22 protein-coding genes and 1 tRNA gene are annotated in these 25865 nt (G+C 42.2%); 11 read left to right on the top strand and 12 right to left on the bottom strand.

Going from position 1 to position 25865, the window contains the following annotated elements; all coding sequences use genetic code 11:
• Nucleotides 1-233 precede the first annotated feature (233 nt).
• The gene (locus ACOQOA_RS17730; RefSeq protein WP_420549927.1) at nucleotides 234-698 is read left to right on the top strand and encodes a phage tail protein; all 465 of its coding nucleotides are present in this window, start codon (nucleotides 234-236) and stop codon (nucleotides 696-698) included.
• A gap of 439 nt (nucleotides 699-1137) precedes the next feature.
• Entirely contained in the window at nucleotides 1138-1596 is a 459-nt protein-coding gene (locus ACOQOA_RS17725) for a DUF2846 domain-containing protein (RefSeq protein WP_420549926.1), read from the top strand.
• Nucleotides 1597-1804: 208 nt separating this feature from the next.
• Here the strand turns inward: ACOQOA_RS17725 and ACOQOA_RS17720 are convergent.
• The 6 genes from ACOQOA_RS17720 to ACOQOA_RS17695 form a co-directional block, all read right to left on the bottom strand.
• Nucleotides 1805-1892: transfer RNA gene (locus tag ACOQOA_RS17720), tRNA-Leu, on the bottom strand.
• 164 nt (nucleotides 1893-2056) lie between these two features.
• On the bottom strand, nucleotides 2057-2305 hold the full coding sequence (locus ACOQOA_RS17715) for a hypothetical protein (protein WP_420549925.1): 249 nt from the start codon (nucleotides 2303-2305) through the stop codon (nucleotides 2057-2059).
• A gap of 126 nt (nucleotides 2306-2431) precedes the next feature.
• Complete coding sequence (locus tag ACOQOA_RS17710; RefSeq protein ID WP_420549924.1) at nucleotides 2432-3181, bottom strand: competence/damage-inducible protein A; 750 nt, start codon at nucleotides 3179-3181, stop codon at nucleotides 2432-2434.
• Between the two features lie 83 nt (nucleotides 3182-3264).
• Complete coding sequence (arsJ, locus tag ACOQOA_RS17705; protein ID WP_420549923.1) at nucleotides 3265-4479, bottom strand: organoarsenical effux MFS transporter ArsJ; 1215 nt, start codon at nucleotides 4477-4479, stop codon at nucleotides 3265-3267.
• A 22-nt stretch (nucleotides 4480-4501) separates the two neighbouring features.
• A complete protein-coding gene (locus ACOQOA_RS17700) occupies nucleotides 4502-5506 on the bottom strand; it encodes an ArsJ-associated glyceraldehyde-3-phosphate dehydrogenase (RefSeq protein ID WP_420549922.1) in 1005 nt (334 codons plus the stop codon).
• Nucleotides 5507-5652: 146 nt separating this feature from the next.
• Complete coding sequence (locus ACOQOA_RS17695; protein WP_420549921.1) at nucleotides 5653-6420, bottom strand: metalloregulator ArsR/SmtB family transcription factor; 768 nt, start codon at nucleotides 6418-6420, stop codon at nucleotides 5653-5655.
• Between the two features lie 180 nt (nucleotides 6421-6600).
• Between ACOQOA_RS17695 and ACOQOA_RS17690 the strand changes: the two genes are divergently transcribed.
• Nucleotides 6601-6972 (top strand): hypothetical protein, encoded by a 372-nt coding sequence (locus ACOQOA_RS17690; protein WP_420549920.1) that lies wholly within the window; start codon nucleotides 6601-6603, stop codon nucleotides 6970-6972.
• A gap of 7 nt (nucleotides 6973-6979) precedes the next feature.
• On the opposite strand, the gene ACOQOA_RS17685 is transcribed toward ACOQOA_RS17690, so the two are convergent.
• Together ACOQOA_RS17685 and ACOQOA_RS17680 are read right to left on the bottom strand one after the other, a co-directional pair.
• Nucleotides 6980-8836, bottom strand: a complete 1857-nt coding sequence (locus tag ACOQOA_RS17685; protein ID WP_420549919.1) for an SLC13 family permease — start codon at nucleotides 8834-8836, stop codon at nucleotides 6980-6982.
• Between the two features lie 68 nt (nucleotides 8837-8904).
• Nucleotides 8905-10932, bottom strand: coding sequence for an FAD-dependent oxidoreductase (locus ACOQOA_RS17680; protein ID WP_420549918.1), 2028 nt, complete (start codon nucleotides 10930-10932; stop codon nucleotides 8905-8907).
• A 376-nt stretch (nucleotides 10933-11308) separates the two neighbouring features.
• On the opposite strand from ACOQOA_RS17680, the gene betI reads away from it, so the two are divergent.
• Together betI and betA are read left to right on the top strand one after the other, a co-directional pair.
• On the top strand, nucleotides 11309-11902 hold the full coding sequence (gene betI / locus ACOQOA_RS17675) for a choline-responsive transcriptional repressor BetI (RefSeq protein ID WP_420549917.1): 594 nt from the start codon (nucleotides 11309-11311) through the stop codon (nucleotides 11900-11902).
• Between the two features lie 10 nt (nucleotides 11903-11912).
• Nucleotides 11913-13601, top strand: a complete 1689-nt coding sequence (betA, locus tag ACOQOA_RS17670; RefSeq protein WP_420549916.1) for a choline dehydrogenase — start codon at nucleotides 11913-11915, stop codon at nucleotides 13599-13601.
• 87 nt (nucleotides 13602-13688) lie between these two features.
• On the opposite strand, the gene ACOQOA_RS17665 is transcribed toward betA, so the two are convergent.
• Nucleotides 13689-14858, bottom strand: coding sequence for a TauD/TfdA family dioxygenase (locus ACOQOA_RS17665; protein ID WP_420549915.1), 1170 nt, complete (start codon nucleotides 14856-14858; stop codon nucleotides 13689-13691).
• Between the two features lie 95 nt (nucleotides 14859-14953).
• Between ACOQOA_RS17665 and hutG the strand changes: the two genes are divergently transcribed.
• Nucleotides 14954-15751, top strand: a complete 798-nt coding sequence (gene hutG / locus ACOQOA_RS17660; RefSeq protein ID WP_420549914.1) for an N-formylglutamate deformylase — start codon at nucleotides 14954-14956, stop codon at nucleotides 15749-15751.
• 19 nt (nucleotides 15752-15770) lie between these two features.
• Here the strand turns inward: hutG and hutI are convergent, their stop codons facing one another.
• Nucleotides 15771-17006, bottom strand: a complete 1236-nt coding sequence (gene hutI, locus ACOQOA_RS17655; protein WP_420549913.1) for an imidazolonepropionase — start codon at nucleotides 17004-17006, stop codon at nucleotides 15771-15773.
• 180 nt (nucleotides 17007-17186) lie between these two features.
• Here hutI and ACOQOA_RS17650 point away from each other — a divergent pair, with 180 nt between their 5' ends.
• The 4 genes from ACOQOA_RS17650 (at nucleotide 17187) to ACOQOA_RS17635 (ending at nucleotide 22017) form a co-directional block, all read left to right on the top strand.
• On the top strand, nucleotides 17187-19082 hold the full coding sequence (locus tag ACOQOA_RS17650) for a PhoX family protein (protein ID WP_420549912.1): 1896 nt from the start codon (nucleotides 17187-17189) through the stop codon (nucleotides 19080-19082).
• A 157-nt stretch (nucleotides 19083-19239) separates the two neighbouring features.
• The gene (locus tag ACOQOA_RS17645; RefSeq protein ID WP_420549911.1) at nucleotides 19240-20631 is read left to right on the top strand and encodes a formimidoylglutamate deiminase; all 1392 of its coding nucleotides are present in this window, start codon (nucleotides 19240-19242) and stop codon (nucleotides 20629-20631) included.
• Nucleotides 20632-20757: 126 nt separating this feature from the next.
• Nucleotides 20758-21381, top strand: coding sequence for a LysE family translocator (locus tag ACOQOA_RS17640; RefSeq protein ID WP_420549910.1), 624 nt, complete (start codon nucleotides 20758-20760; stop codon nucleotides 21379-21381).
• Nucleotides 21382-21390: 9 nt separating this feature from the next.
• Nucleotides 21391-22017: a LysE family translocator gene (locus ACOQOA_RS17635; RefSeq protein WP_420549909.1), complete on the top strand. Its 627-nt coding sequence runs from the start codon at nucleotides 21391-21393 to the stop codon at nucleotides 22015-22017.
• Between the two features lie 10 nt (nucleotides 22018-22027).
• Here the strand turns inward: ACOQOA_RS17635 and ACOQOA_RS17630 are convergent, their stop codons facing one another.
• Nucleotides 22028-22870 carry a M23 family metallopeptidase gene (locus ACOQOA_RS17630; RefSeq protein ID WP_420549908.1) on the bottom strand — a complete coding sequence of 281 codons (843 nt, stop codon included), beginning with the start codon at nucleotides 22868-22870 and terminating at the stop codon, nucleotides 22028-22030.
• A complete protein-coding gene (gene xseA, locus ACOQOA_RS17625) occupies nucleotides 22845-24434 on the bottom strand; it encodes an exodeoxyribonuclease VII large subunit (protein WP_420549907.1) in 1590 nt (529 codons plus the stop codon). The genes ACOQOA_RS17630 and xseA overlap by 26 nt, the downstream gene beginning before the upstream one ends.
• A gap of 134 nt (nucleotides 24435-24568) precedes the next feature.
• Here xseA and purD point away from each other — a divergent pair, with 134 nt between their 5' ends.
• Entirely contained in the window at nucleotides 24569-25852 is a 1284-nt protein-coding gene (gene purD, locus ACOQOA_RS17620; RefSeq protein WP_420549906.1) for a phosphoribosylamine--glycine ligase, read from the top strand.
• Nucleotides 25853-25865 lie beyond the last annotated feature (13 nt).

The following is a 25865-nucleotide window of genomic DNA, read 5'->3' as shown; positions in this document are numbered from 1 at the left end:
TAAATTAAGATCGTAAAATGATGCAACAAGTTCATATTCCTGAAATAGGAAATGAAGCCTCAGATATTCCCTCCTATACAGCAAAATATTTTCCCACCTCATACATTCCCATAAGTTCGTTCTTAAAAGGAATTCAATCACTACAAAGGAATATGTGCTTATTGAAATTTCAATATTCTTGTTCAATATATGTTCTTATTAATCATATATATTTTAATTAGAAAGAGAGCATTTTGACAAACACATCGATCTCACCCCCCCTTGGCAATCCTATTGGCACAGTTATCTGGCACGCGGCAGACACCGCACCATCCGGTTTTCTAGAATGTAACGGTGACGCTGTTTCCCGCACAACCTATTCAGCCCTCTTTGATGTAATTGGTGAAACTTTCGGTAATGGCGATGGGTCAACAACATTCAATCTACCCGACTTACGTGGCGAATTTATTCGTGGTTGGGATAATGGCCGTGCAATTGACAACAATAGAACATTTGGATCCTTCCAAGCAGACGAATTTAAATCCCACACTCATAAATATGGTAGCATAAACGGCAGTGGCACAAGCTGGCCTTTTGGCTCTAACTATAGATATGATGATGATTTGGACACTTCAGCTGCTGGCGGTTCAGAAACACGCCCGCGTAATGTTGCCTTACTACCTTGTATTAAGTATTCCGAATGGGTTTTAGTTCAGTAATCTAAGACCTAAATTCATCTAAACGAATGACATGAGCTCTTGAAAGTATGGCATTTCTTTCAAAGCTCACTGACCATCCTGATAAAAATAAAATATTTTACAATTAATAATAATTATTAGTTGCATCATATATGAACTCGTGTATAACAAAAATCAGAAAGATCAGACAAAGTCGCTATCGACTTGCTCCTCTTGGTCTTTCAGGGTCTCCGTAGGTATTTTTTGAATATTTTGAGACTTCGATCCTGATCACACTTCCCCGCCCTCCTTTGGGCGGGGTTTCTTTTTTTAGATCATTTTTTCAAAAATCTTTTAGTCACTATTATATCAAGTTGTAAAAATTCATCTCAATTGATTAAGGCTAAATAAGTTGCTTTACCTTAAAAATATTACCTGATAGCCCCGCTCAATTATAAGTGTAAAAAATTGAGGGGAAACAATGTTCAAAAAAATCGGCTTTTTTGCCATAATCTTTGCTTTTTTTGTTACAGGCTGTGCGTCAGTTCCACTGGAAAGTGGAGAAAAATCACAACAAGTAAAACAGCTTAAAACACCGCCTGAAGGCAAAGCTGGACTTTACATCTATCGCAAAGGCTTTTTTGGAGGAGGCTTAAAAAAGGATGTTTGGATTGATGGAAAATGTATTGGTGAAACTGCACCTGATATCTTTTTCTATGAAGAAGTCGACGCTGATAAAGAATATGAAATTTCTACGGAATCTGAATTTTCACCAAATGATCTCATCATAAATGCGAAAGACCAAATGCTATATTTCATTCGCCAATATATTAAACCAGGATTATTTGTACATGGCGCAGATCTTGAGCTTATTGACGAAGAAAAAGGTAAGCAAGATATCAGTAAATTAAAACTGGCTGTAAAAGGTACTTGTAGCTGATAGTATTGCCCACATGCTTATTCAGAAAAGTTGCAGCTTGATAGTCAATCAGCCGCAACTTTTTTAACAAAATAGCAAGCAACGCAAATTGATCAGAAGGCACAAAGACTTTAAGTGAAATTAAGTGGTAATGTGTCCCACACGTCAAATTTTCGCGGGACAGATCAGAATCTAATCATTTGAAAATATAAAATTTTTTATAAAGATATGGTGCGGGCGGCCGGACTTGAACCGGCACGATCAAAAAGATCGGCAGATTTTAAGTCTGCTGCGTCTACCAATTCCGCCACGCCCGCAGAGACTGGGCTTATAAATTACAGGGGGTAGAACTAATCCTGTGTGCCCTAGCGCGACGAGGTGGACACTATACATGTGCGCCCCTAAGAGCAAGCCCGATTTTGGCTTATTTTTCATTTTTTTTAAGTTTTTTTCTTCTCGGTTACGCAATAACTTTAAGAGCTTAGAGTTTTGGCCCTTCTGTTAATAAAGCTGCTATTAATCCGGCCACTAAACCAAAGATCAAAAACATGATCAGATAATAGCGAAAACTGTTTTTATGCATGCCACGGCGCCTTCTTGTCCGGCGATTAAAACTAGGTTTCATCTCTGACATGCTGGAAGCCTTCATGACGGATAGTGGCAGAGCCCCACCGATTGCGTCACCGCGATTTATTTTAATTTTTCTCATTGTAAACAAACAGATTTCCATAGTGGTTCCTATTCTTCATGAAACAGCATGAGCAGAAAACACATCAAAAGATGGGCAAGAATTAGGCGATTTAAAGGCAGAGATGCTTAAATGGCTAGAATGTCGGCAAAGCTTATAAGCAAAGAATCAACTTTTTACAATTTCTGATTTGCCATCCAACGATTCGATCAAAGCTATAACTTCTGCAGTTGCCATATCAATCATCGTTTGGTCGGTTCCACGTAAAACAAGGGATAACCTGAAACCATTTGAGGCATAGGCCGGATAACTTCCTAAATCCAATTCCGGATACTCGTTTTGGATCTTACCAAGACCTTCTGCAATTTCCCCCTCTGGGCGAGAACACAGAATGGTTTGAGATTTCATAACCTCTCCCCCTTGTAAGGTCGGTAAAATGCCATCAAGCATCGCTTGCATAATTTTGGGAACACCCGCCATCACATGTACATTTTCGACTTTAAAACCTGGTGCTGCGGAGACCGGATTATCAATCAACCCAGCGCCTTCTGGTGTCATTGTCATACGAAGACGCGCCTCGTTTAACTCAACGTCCAGCGCTGCATAATGCGCAGTGAGGGTCTTCAAGGCTTCTGGATGTTGCGTCAGAGGCAAATCAAAAGCCTTCGCAACACAAGCTGCTGTAATATCATCATGTGTCGGGCCAATACCGCCTGTCGTGAAAACATAGTCATATTTAGCACGTAAATGATTAACAGCTTCGACAATTTCTTCTTCAATATCTGGTATTACACGGGTTTCCGCCAGACGCACACCAATCTCATTCAGTTTTGTCGCCAGATAAGCCAGATTTACATCTTGCGTACGACCAGAAAGAATCTCATTTCCGATGATGATAAGTGCAGCACGAATTGTCATTTTGTCACCTTATATTTTTCCCTATTGAATAAATAAGGAAGAATACAACAAACATCAATGCAGGATCATATAACTATTTCATTTTATGCAGTTTCATGTTTTGGCAAACGAATAGAAATAAGTGTGGTTATAGTTAAAAAAGCCACAGACACCCAAAGACAAGCCGCCATTCCATAGATCTGATAAACCCAACCAGATAAAATCGTCCCCGTCAAACGCCCCATCGCATTTGCCATATAATAGAACCCCACATCCATGGAGACGCCATCCGCTTTGGCATAATCTACAATCAAATAGGAATGCAAAGAAGAGTTCACCGCAAAAACTGCACCAAAAACAAGTAAACCTATAACGATTGAATATTGCATCTCAAATCCAGATTGAATTGCCCATGCGACAGCTATTGTAACGGATGTCAGCACCAAAGCCCATTTCATGGCACTTTGGCCATCCGGTGTAAAACCACGATTACGCCCAGTTATATTTGGTGCGAATGCTTGTACTATTCCGTATCCAATAACCCAGATAGCTAGAAATCCGCCAACCCAATAATGATCCCAGCCAAAAACCTGACCAAGGAAAATAGGCAGCGCGACTACGAACCATACGTCACGACTGCCAAATAAGAACATACGAGCAGCTGACAATATATTCACAGATTCTGATTTTGAGAAAATCTGCGTAAATTTCACCTTATTTTTGGCTTTCCCCATATCCCGATTAAGAAAAATCAAACTTAAGATCAGAACTAAAAACAAGATAGCTGCCATAAAAACAACAGCCCCTTTAAAACCAATGATGGTCAGTAAAACACCACCTAGGAAGAAGCCTATCCCCTTAAGTGCATTTTTTGACCCTGTGAGGATTGCAACCCATTTGAAAAGTGTTCCTTTCTCACCAGTTGGCACTAATGTCTTAATAGCACTTTTCGCACTCATTTTATTGAGGTCTTTTGCAATACCAGAAAGTGCTTGCGCAAACATCACCCAAATCACAGTGAGATAAGGTGTCGGAACGGCAAGCATAAGCAAGGCAAACACTTGCAAGGCAAGCCCAAGGTTCATAGTCCTATTCAAACCAATACGCGCACCTAACCAACCTCCAATCAAGTTGGTTATGACTCCAAAGATCTCATAGAATAAGAATAGAGAAGCGATCTCTAGCGGGCTGTAGCCAATCTGGTGAAAATGCAAAACCACCAACATTCGTAAGGCCCCATCCGTCAACGTAAAATTCCAGTAATTAAAGGTCACCAGAATATATTGACGGATATCTTTGGAGAGATTGCCGAACATCATCTTACCTATCTAAACGAATTACCTAAACAGAGCCAACCTTTTGGATCAATTCAGCTGTACGTGTGGCATAGCCCATCTCATTATCATACCAAGCATAAATCTTAACCATACGTTTATTTACAACCATTGTTGATAACGCATCTACAATACTAGAACGTTGATCTCCTGTGTAATCGATAGACACTAATGGTCGTTCCTCATATCCAAGAATACCATTTAACTCTCCGACAGAAGCCTCTTTCAACAACGCATTTACTTCTTCTACATCGGTGTCGCGCTTCACATCAAAGATAATATCGGTCAAAGATGCATTTGCGAGAGGTACCCTCACGGCATGGCCATCGATCTTACCTTTCAGTTCCGGAAAAATTTCCACAATCGCAGTTGCAGATCCTGTCGTAGTTGGAATTAAGCTCATCCCACAAGCACGGGCACGACGCAGGTCTTTATGAGGCGCATCCAAAATTGTCTGGGTATTCGTTAAATCATGAATGGTCGTGAAGCTTACTTGCTCAATTCCAAGCTTTTCACGAATAACTTTTACGACAGGTGCAATACAATTTGTCGTACAGGATGCTGCTGTCACAATCTTATGGGCAGCTGGATCAAAGAGATGATCATTCACCCCGACAACGGCCTCAAGAACGCCCTCTTCCTTTACCGGAGCTGAAACCACGACACGCTTCACACCTTGATCAAGATAAGCTTGCAAAATCGAAGACTTTTTATGTTTACCCGTTGCTTCAAGAACTACATCACATTCAGACCAATCCACCGCTGAGATTTCTTTCTCTTGCGTGGTCCTGATTTTATGACCACGCACAATAATGGCCTTATCTTCGAATGAGATGGAATCCTTACCCCAGCGACCTTGAACAGAATCAAATTCAAGTAGATGTGCTAATGTTTTTGCATCCCCCGCCACATCATTGATTTGCACGATTTCAATGTCATCCCAATCAAAAGCAGCTCTCAGAACTAAACGGCCAATACGTCCAAATCCATTAATCCCAAGCTTAATAGCCATAATTCAATCCTCAAAAGTTTATCAAACAAGATTCAATTTCGCAGTTATATACGCCTCAAAACTATATATGTAAATACATATATATGATAAAACATATATTAAAATTTTATTAACTCTGATTGATAATAGAAATAACCTAATCACGTTTATTTGCTATTTGAGAGTTTTCGATTTTCCAACTTGTTTAACAGTTGCTTTTCAGTGTTGATAATACCAGGGTTTCCGTTGCGAATTGTTGAAATTACATGACGCACCCAAACAGGAAGATTTTCTGTAAACTTATAAAAAACCCACAATCCTTCCTTTTGAACAGATAGAAAACCACTATCGCGCAACAAAGCTAAATGTCGAGAAACCTTTGGTTGGCTCATCCCTAACACATTGGTTAAATCACTGACAGTTAAGGCCCCTTCATCCTCCAGCAACATAAATACTTTTAGCCTTAGAGGATCACTTAATACTTTGAATAACTCTATGGGTCCTTCGACAGTGTGCTCACCTTCGCCATTCAGAAGCAGGAATAATGAAATACGGTCCTTTAAATCGGTAAATAGATCCACAAAAGGTTTCAAACCTTCCTTAGGTTTAGGGTCTTCTATATCCCAATGAATAAGATCGCTATGGTCAGGGTATGTTGCACATTCCATTTTTGCACGATCACAAAGCGTAATAATAAAATCAAAGCTCTCTAAATTAAGCGTCTCTACCGATTTACTCACAAGGCCAGCAGAAGAAACTTCAAAGCCTGAAAGAACATCAAATACCCGCTGATCTACATGGGAGGGATTCATACCTGCAGATTCAACGATAAACCCATCTCCTGCCAAAGATCGAAACAAGGCCTCAGCCACCTGCGAACGCGCAGAATTTCCAGTACAGAGGAATAGAACTTTTCTTGTTTTCGCAGATACCATATTGCACCTTCTAAATATCTATATATGAAATTACATATATAAAATTTTAAAAGAACTCAAGATGATAGAGTTTCTCTTGCTCGCAATTTTGTGAAGCGACTTATGGTTTTTCGGGATTCCTATTCTTTAAAAGATTGATATACTTCTTCGCAAATTCACGAATGGAAATACGAGATTACTATGAACCTATCTAAACTTTCTATCGCAACAGTTGGCTCCCTACTCTTTAGCAGCATGGTTGCTTTCGCAGGTGAAGTTAAAATTGAAAATGTTGTCTTAAAGCCTACAGGTGAAAACAGTTATCGTTTTTCTGTTACTGTAAGTCACAACGATACTGGATGGGATCATTATGCGGATGAATGGCAAGTTATTGACGCGGAAGGAAATATTCTAGGCACGCGTATTCTGGCGCATCCTCATGTGAATGAACAGCCTTTCACCCGTTCCTCAGGCTCTATTGCCATCCCAACCCATTTAGAAAAAGTGTATATACGAGCTAAAGATAATGTGCATGGTTGGGCCAAAGAACAATTTGAAGTGAAACTCAAGTAAGCCGTTCTTATAAGCCGTAATAAATCGGCGCAATAAAAGAGAAAGCCACCCATATCGTTAAAGCAAGCGGTGTTCCGAGTTTCAGAAAATCACTAAACTTATATCGACCTGGCCCCATGACGAGTAAATTGGTTTGATATCCTATTGGGGAACAGAAAGAACAATTAGCTGCAAATAAAGTGGCTATAGCAAAGATATGTGGATCAATACCCGTTGCCAAAGCCAAATGCACCCCAATGGGCGTGAATAATACAGCGCAAGCGTTATTGCTTATTAAATTAGTAAATACCATAACAATGAAGAAAAAAGCGCTGAGCATAACTGCAGCATCCATCCCATTCAGGTGATGGATCAACACATTCTCCGCAATATATACTGCCCCTCCGGACAGCTCTAATGAGGTTCCTAGTGCTAAAGAAACCGCAACGATAGAGATAAGTTTAAAATCTATACTTCTAATGGCGGTCCGTAACCTGATTGCCTTCACTAAAACCATTAGGCATACCGCCAATAACGCTGCAACAACGATCGGCACCAATTCAGAAATAGCCAATCCCACAAACCCTATAAAAATCAATAAACTGCGACGGGCGTGCTTCATAACAGGCATTTCTTCCCCTGAATGTTGTAACAGGGCAAGGTCTTCTGAATCACTGAGCTCGTTTATTCTGTGAGGCGCACCATAGAGTAATAGAACATCCCCTGCCTGAAATGTGATATCTGTCATTTTTGTTCGAATCATATGTGCGCGTCTCTGAATACCAAGAGCTAAACATCGATAACGCGATGCAAAATGACTACGTCTTAAAGTACCATTAATCAGAGGACTTCCTGGCGGTATCATCGCCTCTACGACTTCACGATGCCCTGCCTCCACATAGTTTAATTCATATCTTGCAAGCTTTCCCTCTTCATCTTCGGGCAATAGACCATATTTCTGCATTCCCGCATCCGTTAAAACATCTCGTGTAGTACCGATAACTAATGTATCTCCAGCCTGAAGAGAGATTTCTGCAAAAGGCGGTAATATTGCGCGCGCTTCACGCCAAATCATTAAAACAGTGACATCTGGCCTTTCTTTTAAGAAACCATATATGGGCTTCTTGTCCACTAAGGGAGAGTTATCATCCAGTTTTAAATGGGCGATAAATTGCCGTCCATTGCCATTGAAATCCTCACCATCTGAATGATGCCCATGCTTTCCTAAAAGTCTTGGTAAAATAAAGATTACATAAAGCAATCCGATCCCAGCCAATATGACACCCAAAGCTGTGAATTCAAAAAAATGCAGAGGTTCTAAATCCAATTCACTTAGGGATCGCGATACAAGTAGATTGGTTGAAGAACCAATCAGCGTTGTCATTCCACCAAGAATTGACACAAAACTTAGTGGCATTAACATTTGACGCGAACTCATCGGTGATTGTGACGCCATCGACATAAGTATTGGAATAAAAATCACCACAACCGGCGTATTATTTAAAAACGCAGCTATCACCGTAACTGTGACCAAGATAGAGGCAAATCCCCAAAAAGCTCTTCCTCGACTAATATGTGAGAAGAATGTCGCAAGTTGTGACAAGGCACCAGTTTGAATCAATGCCCGACCAACAATAATAAGCGCAATAACAGTTATAAGGGCTGGATTTGCGAAACCAGCTAATAACGCGTAAGCATCTAGTAGGTTCTGATTATCAGGGCCATATAACGGGAAAAGATGAAAAATAATGATGAGTGAAGCTATACACAGAACCGACGTGATTTCTATGGCCAGTGTTTCATAAATGAAAAGTAAAATTACAATTCCAATTGCGGCAAATGTGATCCACATATGAAACAGAGATATGCTATCTGTTAAAATCATATTCTTATCCTTTGTCAGGATTCATTCTATGATAGCATCAACAGAGCCACTTGTTAACGTTGCGTGTTTTAGATAGTTACACACACCCTCATAGCATCGTAAATGGCGGCATGAATATTCCTGCTCGCAATCGCATCCCCTATACGGGCTAGGAAGAAATCACCGTCCTGATTTCTTTCCATAAATGGAAAGTCAGCATTTAATATCGCCTGATGATCCAATTGCCCCATATTTTTTGACTGCGCCTTAAGATCAAAATAAAGCATATCCATAGGTTTCGTGCCGTTTTCAATCATAACATGATCTACAAGTTGAATTTTGATTTGCCCGGTTAATACATGCCTTAATGTCACCTGTTTTTTCTGATTTTCCTCCGTCACCGAGATCATTTCATAAAAACATTCCGCTTGTATATTCTGTGCAAATAAATCCCTTAAAGCCACTGCGGAATTGGTTGGCCCAAGATCATGCGCTATCGCCCTGTCCGGCGTTACTATAATAACTTCACAGCCATTCTGGGCCAGCAGATCAGCACATACCGTTGCGGGGTGATCACCAATCTCATCATAGAGAAGCACCTTCCCTTCTACACGCGTTTCACCGCCCAATATATCCCAACTTGAATTTATAAACTTTTGACCAGCAATATTCGGCAAATCAGGCCAGCCTCCAGTCGCCACAATGACGTAATCCGGGTTCTCAGCAATAATATCAGAAGCCTCTGCATATACATTTGTTCGTATTTCAACTTTCAGGCGGCCAACTTCATTAATCAACCAATCCGCTATTCCCCAGATTTGCCGTCTTGTCTTTCCTTTAGCCGCAAGGCTTAATTGACCACCAAGTTGATCACCAGCTTCAAATAAGACGACATCATGCCCTCTTTCAGCAGCAACACGTGCCGCCTCCAACCCCGCAGGACCGCCACCAACAACAATAACTTTTTTCTTTTCATTTGATGGTTCAATAATATGTGGCAGAGAGCCTTCGCGTCCTGTTGCCGCATTATGACCACACACCGCCTGCTTCCCCTGATTAACACGATCCACACAATATCCAAGCCCGACACAAGGTCGAATTTGATCTTCTTTTCCCTCTGCCAGCTTTCTGACAAGATGAGGATCGGCCATCTGCGCACGTGTCATCCCAACCAAGTCAACCATGCCTTCTTGAATTGCATGTTTTGCGGTTGCAATATCCGCAATACCGCCTGCATGAAAGACAGGAATATCGACAGTTTTGCGAATAGCACCAGCAATGTTCAAATGTGGCGCTGAAGGAACGCCCATAGGCGCGACCCAACCTGCAAGGCCAAGGTCATCATAGGGCGCACCAGCCAATATATTTAAAAAATCCACTTGCTGTGTATCAGCTAATTTCTGAGCAATTTCAATACATTCATCGGCTTCTAAGCCACCTTCGGTTAATTCATCACCTGTTATCCGCATACCAACGATAAAGTCTGATCCCACAGCTTCGCGCACAGCTTCTAGGACACGAAAAGTGAGACGCATACGGTTTTCTAATGAGCCTCCGTAATCATCATCCCTCTGATTAATTAGTGGCGAAAGAAACTGTCCAAGCAAATGCGAATGCGAAAGTAATTCTATTCCATCAAATCCACCTTGCTGGCAACGAATAGCTGCTTCCGCAAAATTTGAAATGATACGGTCAACATCTTCGATTTCCATTGCTTTCGGGGTTGAACGATGCGCACGTTCCCTGACCACTGATGGCCCCTGTACAGGTAACCAATACCCATCATCCCAAGCCGTTCGCCGTCCCATATGTGTAATCTGGCACATAATCGCGGCACCATGACTTTTCACTCCATGTGTCAACTTTTGAAACCAGGGAATGATACTGTCATCCCCGGCATATAATTGTCCGAACACAGATGGGCTATCAGGGGCTATATTCGTTGATCCACCAATCATTGTTAGCCCGACACCGCCTCTCGCTTTTTCCTCATGATATAAACGATACCGGTCCCGTGGATGACCATTTTCCTGAAAAGAAGGGGCATGTGCTGTACTAAGAATACGATTACGAATCGTTAGATGCTTCAATTGAAAGGATTCTAACAACGAATTCATGACCTACTCCCATAAGATATCTTTCGACTATCTCGCAGAATTACATGAACTCACTGATACGCAATCTATAACTTTCCGACATATTGAAACAATTTTCCGACATATTTGTTTGCAGAGCATTGAAATAAAGGTTTATTTTGTCACAATAAAAGTTATCAAGAAATCCACTTTTCTAGCGGTACATAAACGCATCGTAAATATATAGAAAACTTGTGTGTTTTTGACTTCCCAAAGCCTTTCTACTTAAGTAATAAATCTTTCATATAACTCTTAAGCATTAGAAAAAATAAATAATAGGCCAATTTTTCTTTGATTGACCGTTCAATAAAAAACAAATACGATTGTAAATAGATTGGTAAGTGGGAGATTTTATACCATGCCTAAAGTGGGAATGGAACCAATTAGAAAGAAACAATTGATTGAAGCGACGGTAACGTCCATTCATCAACAAGGCTTTGCTGCGACGACTGTAAAGGAGATCGGGGCAATTGCTGGCGTTTCACCAGGTATCATTCATCACTATTTTGGTGGTAAAAATGAACTTCTCGATGCCACAATGCGTCAATTACTGGAAGATTTACGGATGGTAACCATTGATGGTCTTCGTCGATCCAAATCCCCAATTGAACGTATAGAATCCGTTATCCATGCAAATTTTGCAGAGGATTTCTTTAGCCAACAAGCTTTAACAGCTTGGCTGGCTTTCTGGGCACAGGTCCCTCACTCCGAAGGGTTCCGCCGCCTACAACGTGTTAATGAAAAACGTCTTCTTAGTAATCTAAGATATGATTTCTGTCAGCTGATCCCTGATCGTAAACAAGCTAGAAAATCCGCGTTAGGACTAGCAGTTATGATGGACGGATTATGGGTCAGATGTGCTGTCCACCCAAGCCTTATGGGCCCTTCCAAGGCACGGGAAATGACAAAAGATTACTTAAGAACGCAACTTGCCGCATATGGCATTAAATAGGGTTAAGGTCATGGAAAATTTCGACTATATCATTGTCGGCGCAGGTTCAGCCGGCTGTGTCTTGGCAAACCGTTTGACGGAAGATCCAAGTGTAAAAGTCTTGGTTCTGGAATTTGGCGGCAAAGATAACAGTATCTTTGTTCAAATGCCAACAGCCCTGTCCATTCCAATGAATATGGAAAAATTCAATTGGTTTTTTGAGTCAGAGCCAGAACCATATATGAATAATCGCCGCATGCATTGCCCACGTGGTAAAGTATTAGGTGGTGGTTCTTCCATCAATGGCATGGTGTATGTGCGTGGTCATGCGATGGACTTTGATGAATGGGAAGAAAATGGTGCACAAAACTGGTCTTATGCCAATTGCTTGCCATATTTCCATAAAGCCGAGAATTGTGCCTATGGCGAAGATGAATATCGTGGTGGAACAGGCCCATTAAATACCTGTAACGGTAACGATATGAAAAACCCGCTATATAAAGCCTTTATCAAAGCAGGTGAAGAAGCAGGCTATGCCGCAACACCTGATTACAACGGTGAGCGTCAAGAAGGTTTCTGTCGTATGGATATGACCGTGAAAAACGGCGTACGTTGGTCCACTGCCAATGCATATCTAAAACCTGCAATGAAACGTCCTAACTTGAAGGTTATCACCAATGCCCTCACCCATAAGGTGATCTTGGATGGTAAAAAAGCCACAGGTATTGAATATTCTGTAAACGGACAAGTAAAAACCGTTAGCGCAAATCGTGAAGTTATCCTGTCTGCAGGTTCTGTGGGCTCGCCTCATATCTTACAGATGTCCGGTATCGGCCCATCTGACGTTTTAAAGGATGCAGGCATCGAAGTTAAACATGAGCTAGCAGGTGTTGGCGGCAATATGCAAGATCACTTGGAAGTTTACTTCCAATATGAGTGTAAAGAGCCGATTTCCTTGAATTCCAAACTAAACCTATTCTCTAAAGGTTTAATCGGAACTCGCTGGATTTTGAGTAAAACTGGTTTAGGTGCAACAAACCATTTTGAATCATGCGCATTTATCCGTTCTAAGGCAGGCATCAAATGGCCAGATATTCAGTATCACTTCCTGCCCGCAGCGATGCGTTATGATGGTAATGCTGCTTTCGCTGGTCACGGATATCAAGTTCATGTTGGCCCGAACAAGCCAAAAAGCCGTGGTTGGATCAAAACTAAATCTGCTGATCCGCGTGAAAAGCCGGCTATGTTGTTTAACTATAATGAACATGAAGATGATCGCGAAGCTTTCCGTGCATGTATCCGCCTCAGCCGTGAAATCCTGAACCAGCCTGCGATGGACAAATATCGCGGTGAAGAAATCCAACCAGGTTTTGATATCAAGTCTGATGATGAGATTGACGCATGGATTCGTGAAAACGCAGAAAGTGCATATCATGCATCTTGTACATGTCCAATGGGTGCAGATAATGACCCAATGGCTGTATTAGATAGTGAATGTAAAGTGCGTGGTATTGAATCTCTTCGCGTCGTGGATAGCTCAATCTTCCCAACAATTCCGAACGGTAACTTGAACTCCCCAACCATTATGGTGGGCGAACGTGCCGCTGATATCATTAAAGGTAAAGGCATGCTTTCCCCAAGTAATGCTGCTGTTTGGATCGATGATCAATGGGAAACACGTCAACGCGAAGGTAAACCTGTGCGTGAACTAGATATCTAATATAGCTTATCGCGTTTCAAATAAAGAAAGGCCGGAAGAAATCTTCCGGCCTTTTATTTTACAGTCTGGGAAAACTGCTATCTGAACTTATAAATGGTTCATGCCTTGCAACACACGAAGCTTACTCCACGCCTGATCGCAATCAACATAACATCCACGCAACATACGTGGGCCACTATTTGGGTCAAACTCACCGCGCCCATGCAAGACACGACGATTATGGAACACCATCACTTCGCCGGGCTCTAACTTAAACTTCAATTCAAATTCTGGGCGACGCAATACTTCGGTATAAGCACGCAATCCTTCATAGATCGCTGTCATGTCATCAAAGCCTGCTTCACGTGTTGCAGTTAATGCATTGTGATAGCGGATTTCTTCCATTTCTCCATTGTAATCCAGACGGATTGCCGGGCTGTTCCAACGTAAATCCCACTCTTTATCTACGAAACGATAATTCACAGGAATACGTGTTAAATCATCATAAGCTTTCGGGTTCTCTTTACGTAGTTGATCTGCCACTGCAAAACCATCAACCAAGATACTCTCGCCACCGGTTGCTTCAAATTGCAAACAATGCAGGAATTGAATACCTGGAGGAGATTCCAAATTTGGCAAATCTGTGTGGGCTTTAAGTTCTACAGATGTATAAGCCACGTTATTTGGGTCAGGCTTGGACTCAACTGTGAAATCAATCCCAAAATGAGTATCGCGCAAATAACCAACACGTTTGGCTAATTCTTCAACCTTACCCATTTCCGTCGCAAGATTCTTTACAATACTGAAACCATAAACACGTAGCTGAGTAATAAATTCTTTGAGGCCATCTTCGCTATCCATCACATCAGCAGCTTCAACAGAAGGACGTTCGCCCAAATTTTCTGTGGACCAATATTTAATTTCAGGTAAGCCATTACTCACACGATGACCATCATAGGCATGATCTAACAACCAACCAGCCTTAATTTCCGTCTTATGACCATCGGGCCATATCAGTGAAAGAACAGTGCCTTCGGATGTTAATTCATAAGATTCTGCTTTGATTTTGGGATCAATTTTAAATGTATCAACAATGCGTTCCCACGTTTGTGGGTGATGACATTCAGCACAATGACAGTTTTCGCGTAACCAAAGCCAGTGGAAACGGCTTTCCAAACCGGTCGAAAACTCTATACTCAAGGCCATGTCTGAAGCTGTTAAAGACTTCAAGGAAACCTGATCTCTCATCTTTTCTTCTTCCTTTTTAAGATGTGTCATCAATTGCTTTTTCCTTAAGATATTTTAGCATTCACAGGCCAGAAAAAAATAAAATCGCGTTTTCTCATGACCCTAATTTCGTTATATCACAGATTATGAATATATTTGAATTTCATCAAGGCGACAGCCCTCTTCTCATCAGTGCTCCTCACGCGGGTAGCTACATTCCAGACGATATTTCCTGCCATATGACGAAGGTAGGTAAAGAAAGTGTAGATAGCGATTGGCATGTGCATAAGTTATACGACTTCGCCAAAGAAATGGGCGTGTCTATCTTAAACGCGACTCATAGCCGTTATGTGGTTGATTTAAATCGACCTCATGACAATCAGAACCTATATCCCGGTCAAGATACGACAGGGTTATCTCCGATTGATAGCTTTGCTAAAGATCACCTTTATGCTGCGGATCAATTTTTACCAAATGATAAAGAAATTCAGCGTCGTGTGGAACTTTATTGGCGCCCATACCACAACAAGTTGACCTCAACATTAGCTGCTATAAAAGAGAAGCATGGATATGCATTATTGTGGGATGCACATTCCATCCGATCTCAAGTGCCACGATTCTTTGATGGAAAGCTCCCCGATATGAATTTTGGTACTGCAGATGGTACTTCTTGCGATATTTTGCTCGCAAATAAGTTAAAAGAAGTCGCAAATGCACATAAAGATTTCAGTCATGTGTTTAATGGCCGATTTAAAGGTGGGCATATCACCCGCCATTATGGGGCTCCAGCCAACAACATTCATGCCGTACAATTGGAACAATCCCAAGTCACATATATGAATGAAGATGCGCCATTTAACCTCATCCAAGATAAGGTTGACGCCTGCACGCCTTATTTAAAAGAATTGATTTCGGCGATGTTAGAGTTCAAGCCAACAAACTGAATACAAGAGTATAATAGGGTTATCGTTGAACCCCATCTTTGTAGATTGCAATAGCTGGGTTCACACCAACATTATAAGCGAGTTCCGCTGGTGTCTGTATATCCCAGATTACAAAATCCGCTACTTTACCAATATCCAGACTGCCAACTTGATCAAAGACACCAAGTGCTTTCGCTGCATTAACGGTGATACCTTTAAAAGCTTCTTCTGGTGTTAAAGCGAAATAACGACAACCCATACTCAACATTAATAATATAGACGTAACCGGGGAAGAACCCGGATTAGAATCCGTTGCTAAGGCAATTGGAACATTATGTTCTCTAAAAGCGTCCATTGGTGGAAGTTTTGTTTCTTTCAATACATAAAAGGCGCCAGGCAAAAGGACTGCAACAGTGCCAGATGTTGCCATCGCTTTCACAGCCTCTTCATTTGTATATTCCAAATGATCCGCAGATAAAGCTTTATAACGCGCAGCAAGACCAGCACCATTCAAATCTGATAGTTGATCCGCATGCAGTTTTACCGGAAGGTTATGTTTCTTAGCAGCTTCAAAAACACGCGCCGTTTGTTCTGGATTAAAAGCTATCCCTTCACAAAAAGCATCAACACAATCAACAAGCCCTTCACTAACGGCGGTTGGAAGCATTTCATCACATACCAATGAAATATAATCATCTTCACGATCTTTAAATTCAGCCGGTAAAGCATGCGCACCAAGAAATGTTGTCTTCACATCCACAGGCAAGTCCGAACCTAACTTTCGGGCAACACGCAACATTTTTGCTTCATTTTCAGTATCCAGACCATATCCAGACTTAATCTCAACGGTGGTAACGCCTTCTTCCATTAGTCTGGATAATCGTTTATGTGCAGATTGATAAAGTTCATCTTCAGAAGCTGCACGCGTATTGGAAACGGTGGATACAATTCCCCCACCCGCTTTCGCAATTTCCTCATAGCTAGCCCCTTTAAGACGCATCTCAAATTCCGTGGCCCGATTCCCACCATAAACCAGATGAGTATGACAATCGACCAATCCCGGCGTAACACATCCCCCATTTCCATCGTGAATATTCACCGCAAGATTTGCCGGTTCAGAAGGTAGATCATCTTTCTTACCAGCAAAAACTATCTTACCTTGATGAACAGCAAATGCACCATCTTCAATCATTCCATATGCTTGACCAAAACCTGAATTATCAGGTGCTTCAGTCATGGTTGCGATAGAAATGTTAATCCATAAATCCTGCCACATTTGAGATACCTTAACGTTAAATATTATCTTGTATATACAAGTAAATTTTATTGATTACTTTTTCAATCAAAATTTTGAATATCACAAAACTTGAACATAATTGTAACAATCTCTGCCTAATTTCATGCCTCAAACGCAAATATGCGATATTAACGAAAATACTTATACAGGATCTATAAGATGTCTATTATCGAAAACGATGATCTTTCCTTTGATGAATTTGATGAAATTGACAATCCGGGCCCCGAAGTTACCGGATTTGACTATGTGGTAGAAGCGGCAGCATCTCGCCGTGACTTCCTAAAAGGCGGCTTGGCATTTGGCGCAACGGCTTTTGTTATGGGCGGCACAGCTCTAACCCCTGCGACTTCCAACGCTGCACATCATGCAATGGGCTTTAAACCAGTTGGTATCTCCACCGCAGATACAGTCACAGTGCCTGAAGGTTTTAAATGGCAGGTTGTCGCTCGTTGGGGGGACCCATTATGGTCAGATGCGGTTGACTTTGATCATACAACACGTGGTACTGCTGCAAGTCAGGCGCGTAGTTTCGGTGACAATAATGACGGCATGTCCCTTTTCCAACATGATGGTAAAGACATCCTTGTTGTAAATAACGAATACACAAACCGCAGCATCATGTATGGGAATCGCGAAAGCAAATTACCGGAAACTCAAGATGACATCTTGAAAGGTAAAAACGCACATGGCGTGTCAGTTGTGGAAATCATGCAAAATGGCGATGACTGGAAAATTGTAAAAGATTCTAAATATAATCGCCGTATCACCGCCGATTCCCCTATGGAAATCACAGGGCCTGCACGCGGTCATGACCTCTTGAAAACCAAAGCAGATCCAACAGGAACCAAATCACTTGGTACATGGAACAACTGTGGTAATGGTCGCACACCTTGGGGCACATATTTGGCATGCGAAGAAAACTTCAACGGCTATTTCTCCAGTAGTGATGAAAACTATGAACGTAGCGCCGAAATGAAGCGTTACGGTGTTAAAAGTAAAGATTGGGGTTATGCCTGGGCGAAACAAGATGAGCGTTTCGACATTTCCAAGAACCCGAATGAGCCTAACCGTGCAGGTTACATCGTTGAGATCGATCCATTTGATCCATCCTCTACCCCAAAGAAACGTACTGCTCTAGGCCGCTTCAAACATGAAAACGCAGAGGTTGTTATTTCAAAAGATAACCATGTTGTCGTTTATCTTGGCGACGATGAGCGCGGCGAATTCTTATACAAATTTGTATCTAAGAACAAATATTCTAAAGGTGGCAATAACTCAGACCTGTTGGAAGAAGGCCAACTATATGTCGCTAAATTCGCTGACGATTTCACAGGTCAATGGGTTGCCTTAACACCAGAAGCAACTGGCATGACCGAAGCAGAAATCGCAATCAACACACGTATCGCAGCTTCCAAAGTTGGTGCAACAACAATGGATCGCCCGGAATGGGTGGCAGCAAACCCACTTAAAGCAGAAGCTTTCTGTTGCCTCACCAATAACAAAAACCGTGGTGTTAAACCAAATGCAGGTGGTGATGAAACACCGGTTGGTGGTCCAAACCCGCGCGCAAAAAACAACTATGGTCAAATTGTTCGTTGGGAACCAATTTCTGGTAACCATGCAGATGCGGACTTTAAATGGACATTATTTGCCATCGCTGGCAACCCAACCGTTCATTCAGATGCATATGCAGGGTCTAAAAACATCACATCTGAAAATATGTTTAATTCCCCAGATGGTTTGACATTTGACAGCCAAGGCAAACTTTGGATCCAAACAGATGGCAAATACAGTAACAAGGACGACTTTGCTGGCATGGGTAACAACCAAATGTTGGTAGGTAACCCTGAAACAGGTGAAATCCAACGTTTCATGGTTGGTCCAAAAGAATGCGAAGTAACAGGTGCAACCTGGAGTGCTGATAAATCTACAATGTTTGTTGGCATCCAACATCCTGGTGAAAAAGGTGATAGCCATTTCCCAGAAGGTGGTAATGCTGTGCCGCGTTCAGCAGTCATTGCGATTCGTCGTGAAGATGGCAAAGCCTTCGGATAAGAATACCTGCTAGTTTCCAGCACATTAATAGTCGCTAGAAACACAATGAAGCTCCCACCTTCTATAAAATGAAGGGGGAGCTTTTATTTTGTCTTGCAATCGAATTTAACTTGTCTATACAACTAAATTATATCGCATGTTTACAAAGGTTCATCTTATGACTGTCAATTCTATCTTTGCCGAAACAATTTTGCTCTCAGACGGTTGGGCAAAAAATGTCACGCTATCATGGGATCAAAATGGCGTCATAACCTCAATAGATAAAGAAACTAGTAAGGTTTCTAAAAGCACAGCAGCTGGTCCGGTTATTCCAGCCATGCATAATCTGCACTCACATGCTTTTCAACGTGCCATGGCGGGCTTAAGTGAACGTCGAGAAAAAGGAAAAGAGTCTTTCTGGAGTTGGCGTGAGATCATGTATAGCTTTTTAGCTAGAATCACCGCTGAGGACGTTCAAGCTATTGCAGCACAGCTTTATCTTGAATGTTTAAAATATGGCTATGCAAGTGTGGGAGAATTTCATTACCTGCATCATGCCATAGGTGGAAAACATTATGATAATCTTGCCGAACATAGCCATCAAATTGTAAATGCGGCTAAATCAACCGGAATTGCCCTGACCCATCTGCCTGTTCTTTACGCCTATGCAGGTTTTGACGAAAATGACTTAGCTCCGGCGCAGGCGCGCTTTAAAACAGACCCAGAGATGATTATGAAGATCATCATGGAAACAGAAAAGGCAGCAACACAAGAAGAATATAGATATAATACCCATGTGGGTGTTGCCCCTCATAGCTTGCGCGCAGTCAGCACATCTATGCTGAAAGATATGCAAAATATGCTGCATCAACATAATCCAAACGCGCCAATTCATATCCATATCGCTGAACAAATGAAGGAAGTGAATGATTGTATTTCTTCTAAAGGTAAGCGGCCTGTTGAATTGCTATATGATCAACTACCTGTCGATGAACGTTGGTGCTTAATCCATGCCACTCATCTAACCGATCAGGAAGTCACCCACATCGCAAGAAGTAAGGCCGTTGCGGGCATCTGCCCAACCACAGAAGGTAATCTTGGTGATGGTATTTATCCGATGGTCGATTTTCTCGAGCAAGATGGGCGTTACGGAGTTGGCAGCGATAGCCATGTAAGCCGTTCTCCTGTTGAAGAAATTCGGCTCCTTGAATATGGACAACGCTTGATACATCAAGCACGTACCGTTTGTGCCGATGAGAACACCGCTTCTGTTGGACGCAAACTATGGTGTGAATCTGCACAGGGTGGAGCACAAGCTTTAGCTCTAAACTCTGGTGAGTTAGCAGTTGGAAAACGTGCGGACTTCCTCGTTCTTAATGATCAAAAACCTGATCTATACGAGTTGGAGAGTGATACCATTCTGGATGCCTTCATCTTTAACGGAAATGAAAACCTCGTCCGCGATACCTTCGTTGCGGGACGACAGTTGATTAAGAATGGACAACATGCAAGCGAAGAAAAAATCACTCAAAATTTCCTTCGCACGTTAAAAAAGTTGAAATCTAACTAACTGTAAAATCAGCTAAGTTATTGTATGGGTGCAATAAAATATGGTCAGCATAATTGACTAACATCTGCTTTGCGGTGATCCTTTCCACATCAAATTGATGCATTAAGGACAGCTAAAAGGAGACAAATGATGGCTATTGATTTCAGCAGTTTTACAAATGTTGCGTTGTTACCATTGGCGAATTTTGTCTTCGTCGCCTCTGTCACACCGGGTCCAAATAATCTGATGCTTGCGGCATCTGGGTTAAACTTTGGTTTACAACGCACAGTTCCCCATGCAGCAGGTGTTGCACTTGGATTTTTATTCATGGTGTTGATGGCATGCATGGGATTAGGGCAGCTTTTTACTATTTTCCCATTGTTGCAAAGCATCCTGACCTATGCAGGTAGCGCCTATTTACTCTATCTTGCCTATCGTATCGGAACAGCCGCAGGTGTGGGTAAATTAGAAAGTAAAGCAAAACCGCTTACCTTCATTGAAGCCGCCCTATTCCAATGGATTAATCCAAAAGCATGGATGATGGCGGTTACTTTTTCTTCTGCATTTGGGTTACAATCGGACAATCTAGCCAATGACGCAGCTGTAACTTTACTGATTGTATTATTCTTTGGCGTACCTTGCATCTTGATCTGGACAAGTTTCGGTTCAGCATTACGTCGCTGGATGAAAGATGAAAAACATTTACGTATTTTCAACTATATCATGGCGACCTTAATTGTTGCGACAGTACCTTTTATGTTGATGGGATAATGAAAAGATATGCCTGAAGAATTAAACCTTACACTCATTCTGGCAGCCTCAGTTATCGCCGCGGCAAGCCCCGGCCCTGCCACACTTGCCATTGCTAATGCATCAATGAGTTCAGGTCGTAAATCCGGATTAGCGCTTGCCTTTGGTATTTCAACAGGTTCCTTAACCTGGGCATTTTCAGCAGCACTTGGATTGGGCGCCTTAATGCATGCTAATGCCTGGGCTTTTGATATCGCAAGATATGTGGGGGCAAGTTATCTATTATATCTTGCCTATAAATCTGCACGATCTGCTATATCGCCCTCAAAGGCGTTTGAAACTAGTAACAAATATATTTTGCCGAAAAAAGCCTATGCCAAAGGATTGGCTATTCATTTAACAAATCCAAAAGCCGTGTTATTTTTTGGCTCCCTTTTTTCAATCGGCTTACCTGCAAATCCGTCAATTGAAACAATTTTGATTGTAATTGGTGCAGTATGCACACAAGGGTTTGCCATCTTCATCACCTATGCCTTATTGTTTTCGAGCAAACCGATGGTACTTACCTATAACAAACTGAAAAGATGGTTTGAGGCCTTTTTTGCCCTTGCATTTGGTGCCGCGGGGACAAAAATTCTTTCAAGTTCAATTGAATAAGATCACTAACTTACTTTGGCATTGGTGGAACAAGCAAAGCTGGATCGATACGATTTTCAAACCAGTTTATCCGCCAATCCAGATGCGCCCCTGTCACACGACCCGTCGCGCCGATATCTGCGATCAACTCACCTTGTTTTACAAATTGCCCTTCTTTCACATGGATTTTGCTGAGATGTAAAAACGCAGACATCAAACCTGCCCCATGATCCAGAAATAACGTGCCTCCGGAAAAATACATATCATCATGAACAAGGCGAATAATACCAGATGCAGGTGCAACCACAGGTGATCCTGTTGGTAAGGCTATATCAATGCCATAATGTGGCTGACGAGGTTGACCATTTAAGATACGTTGAGATCCATAGATACCTGAAATGGGCCCAACGGAAGGCCAAATAAAATCTTCTAAATACCAATTTTCATTAGTAATATTGGCACGTGCCTCACCTATTTGACGGTTATCATCACGAATGCGTACCATAATTTCTTCAGGTGGTGAGACCTGATTGCTGGGCAAACCATCAATCCGTTGAATATTATAGTCTCTTTGTTCAATCGCCATTGGAACGGTTTCCGAACTACCATCAGCATAGGTGATCGTTAGACTTTGACTTTCCGGTGCATCACGGTGAAATCCAAAAACAAACTGCCCCTCATCAGTCAATAGTAATTCATGATCTTGAAAAGTAACCTTCGCATCCTTCTCAGTCTGACCAATCACCATACCACCTTGAATAAACTTACCATCAAGCTTTGTTCGATCCGCTGCTTGCGTCGAAACAGATACAAAAAGCATCGCACCTGCAAAAATTGACGTTACGGCTTTAAAACAAGCTGTCTTGACGGTCATCTGTGATATCCTTTTTCTTTGCTTTCTTTAAAGTTTCTTTTTCTTCTACAGCCTCAATTGGCTTTTCTTTCTTTTTACGTTTCTTCACATCCGGCTGACGTACAGCTTCCATTGCTTGAGTAAAGCTTCCAACACCTAACACTGCATCTGCATGCCCATCTGCAAATTGCACTTTTACTGCTTCACCCGCTTCAACTGCTTTCACCGACGATAATAAACTGCCATCAGAGCGCTGAATAACAGCAAAGCCACGTTCCAAAACCTTTTTATGGCTTAAATTTTCTAGGCGAATTGCCAATTGATCCAAACGGCTTTTCTGTTTTTCTTGTAAACGCTCAAAACTTTGATCTAATCGATCCCCAAGGCGCATAGCCTCGAACCGATCAGATTTTCGAGATTGCAGAGCTTTTGTGGCTTGAATAAGGCGCTGATTAATCGAATTTAATTTATCAGTTTTGCTATCCAATAGCTGCGCGGGACTGCGCAAGCGGCCCGACAATTGGTCTAACTTATGTTGACTAGATTGTAGACGGGAACGCCAACCGATATCCAGCTTATCAGCCACATCATCCAGACGCTGAGTTACATTTTGTAATAACGCATCCGGCTTAGGAAGTCCTCTAGACAATCCTTCCAGATGGCGCATTTTCATATCCAAGCTTCTGTATTGAGCGGATAGAAGGCGACGTTCCAAATCCTTTACCGTCGCAAGTAAATCTACACGCACTGGCACAGCCATTTCTGCGGCCCCTGTCGGTGTAGGTGCGCGACGATCAGAGGCAAAATCGATTAAGGTCGTATCTGTTTCATGCCCTACCGCCGAAATAACAGGAATATCACTAGCTGCTGTGGCGCGTATAACGGCTTCCTCGTTAAAACTCCATAAATCTTCAAGGGAACCACCACCACGTGCGACAATTAATAAATCAGGACGCGGTACATCACCATCTATACTTATTTGATTAAACCCATCAATCGCAGCTGCAATCTTTTCCGCAGCTCCATCCCCTTGTACCACTACTGGCCATAACAACACATGACGTGGAAAACGATCTTGCAGACGATGTAAGATATCACGAATAACAGCACCTGTCGGGGAAGTCACAATACCGATAACTTCTGGTAAATACGGGATTTCTTTCTTTCGATCTGGATCAAACAAACCTTCAGCAGCAAGCTTTTTCTTACGCTCTTCTAATAACTTTAAAAGTGCGCCCTCACCCGCCATTTCCATGGTTTCAATGACGATCTGATATTTTGATCGGCCGGGATAAGTGGTTAATTTACCTGTTGCGACAACTTCAAGCCCATCTTCGGGTTGCACCGCCAAGCGGCTGGCATTGCCTTTCCAGCAAATCGCATCCATGACCGCGCCTGCATCTTTTAGGGCCATATACATATGGCCGGATGCCGCCCGCTTAAAGCCAGAAATTTCACCACGGACACGCACATGGGAAAAGGCGCCTTCCACTGTTCTTTTCAGCTCAAAACTTAATTCTGTGACCGAAAATTCAGGCACATTGGAAACAGGTTTAGCGGCGGGTTTTGAAAAAAGATCACTCATGTCACCCAGTCTAAAGTGATCCCCCTTTCTCGCCAAGCGAAAAGGGTTGTTAAATCATGGTCAAATCGCGACTCACATGTTAAAGAAAGCTGCAAATAATTTTAGCGCCTTATCCTTTTGGGAGTCTTTGATACATGAAAATCTTGATGGTTGGTTCCGGTGGTCGTGAACATGCACTTTGTTGGGCAATTTCCAAATCCGAAAAATGTGACAAACTTTACTGTGCACCCGGCAATGCAGGTATCGAAGATGTGGCAGAATGCGTCGCCATCAAAGCCGAAGACGTAGATGGAATCGTCAATTTTTCGAAAGAAAATGCTATTGATTTGGTTGTTATTGGACCGGAAGCTCCGTTAGTACTTGGCCTTGCAGATAAATTGCACGATGCGGGCATTTTGGCTTTTGGACCAAGCGCGAAAGCCGCAGAGCTTGAAGGTTCAAAAGGCTTTATGAAAGATATCTGTGCCAAATATGGTATTGATACCGCCGCCTATGCACGTTTCACCAATCCAGAAGACGCAAAAGCCTATATCCAAGAACAAGGTGCCCCTATCGTTGTAAAGACAGACGGCCTTGCAGCTGGCAAAGGTGTAACCGTTGCCATGACATTGGAGGAAGCCTTACAAGCAGTGGATGATACCATGACAGGTGGTGTCTTTGGTGATGCAGGTTCCGAAATCGTTGTTGAAGAATTTATGGAAGGTGAAGAACTTTCCTTCTTTGCGTTATGTGATGGTAAAAATACGTTGGCACTGGCTTCTGCCCAGGATCACAAAGCTGTCTTTGATGGTGACAAAGGTCCAAATACAGGTGGTATGGGGGCATATTCCCCGGCACCTGTTGCAACTGCTGAGATCGAAGCGGAAGTGATGGCAAAAGTTATCCAACCTTTGGCAAACGGATTAGCTGCAGAGGGTCGACCTTATATTGGCGTTATTTTCGCTGGATTGATGATCACTAAAACAGGTGTCCGTGTTATTGAATTTAATGCACGCTTTGGTGACCCTGAATGTCAGGTTTTGATGATGCGCCTTAAATCTGATCTTGTGCCGGTTCTGGAAGCTGCGGCAAAAGGTGAATTAAAAGGGCATGAACTTGATTGGCATGATATGACAGCCTTAAATGTTGTGTTGGCAGCCAATGGCTATCCCGGTTCTTATGAGAAAAACACCGTCATTAAAAATCTGGATATCGCTGCGAATAATGAGGCTACAACCATCTTCCATGCAGGCACTGCGAAATCTGAGGCAGGTGAAATCCTTGCAACAGGTGGTCGTGTGTTAAACGTAGTTGGCCGTGGAAACACTGTTAAAGAAGCACAAACTATTGCCTATGAAGCCGTTGATAAAGTTGATTGGGATAATGGTTTCTGTCGTCGCGATATCGGCTGGCGTGCTGTGGCCCGTGAAGAAGCTTAGAGCTTTCCATTAA

The organism is Curvivirga sp. (assembly GCF_965219885.1).
GTDB lineage: Bacteria > Pseudomonadota > Alphaproteobacteria > UBA8366 > Aestuariispiraceae > Curvivirga.
The sequence above is the reverse complement of the archived record's forward strand: the minus strand, read 5'-3'. Positions and strand labels throughout refer to the sequence as shown.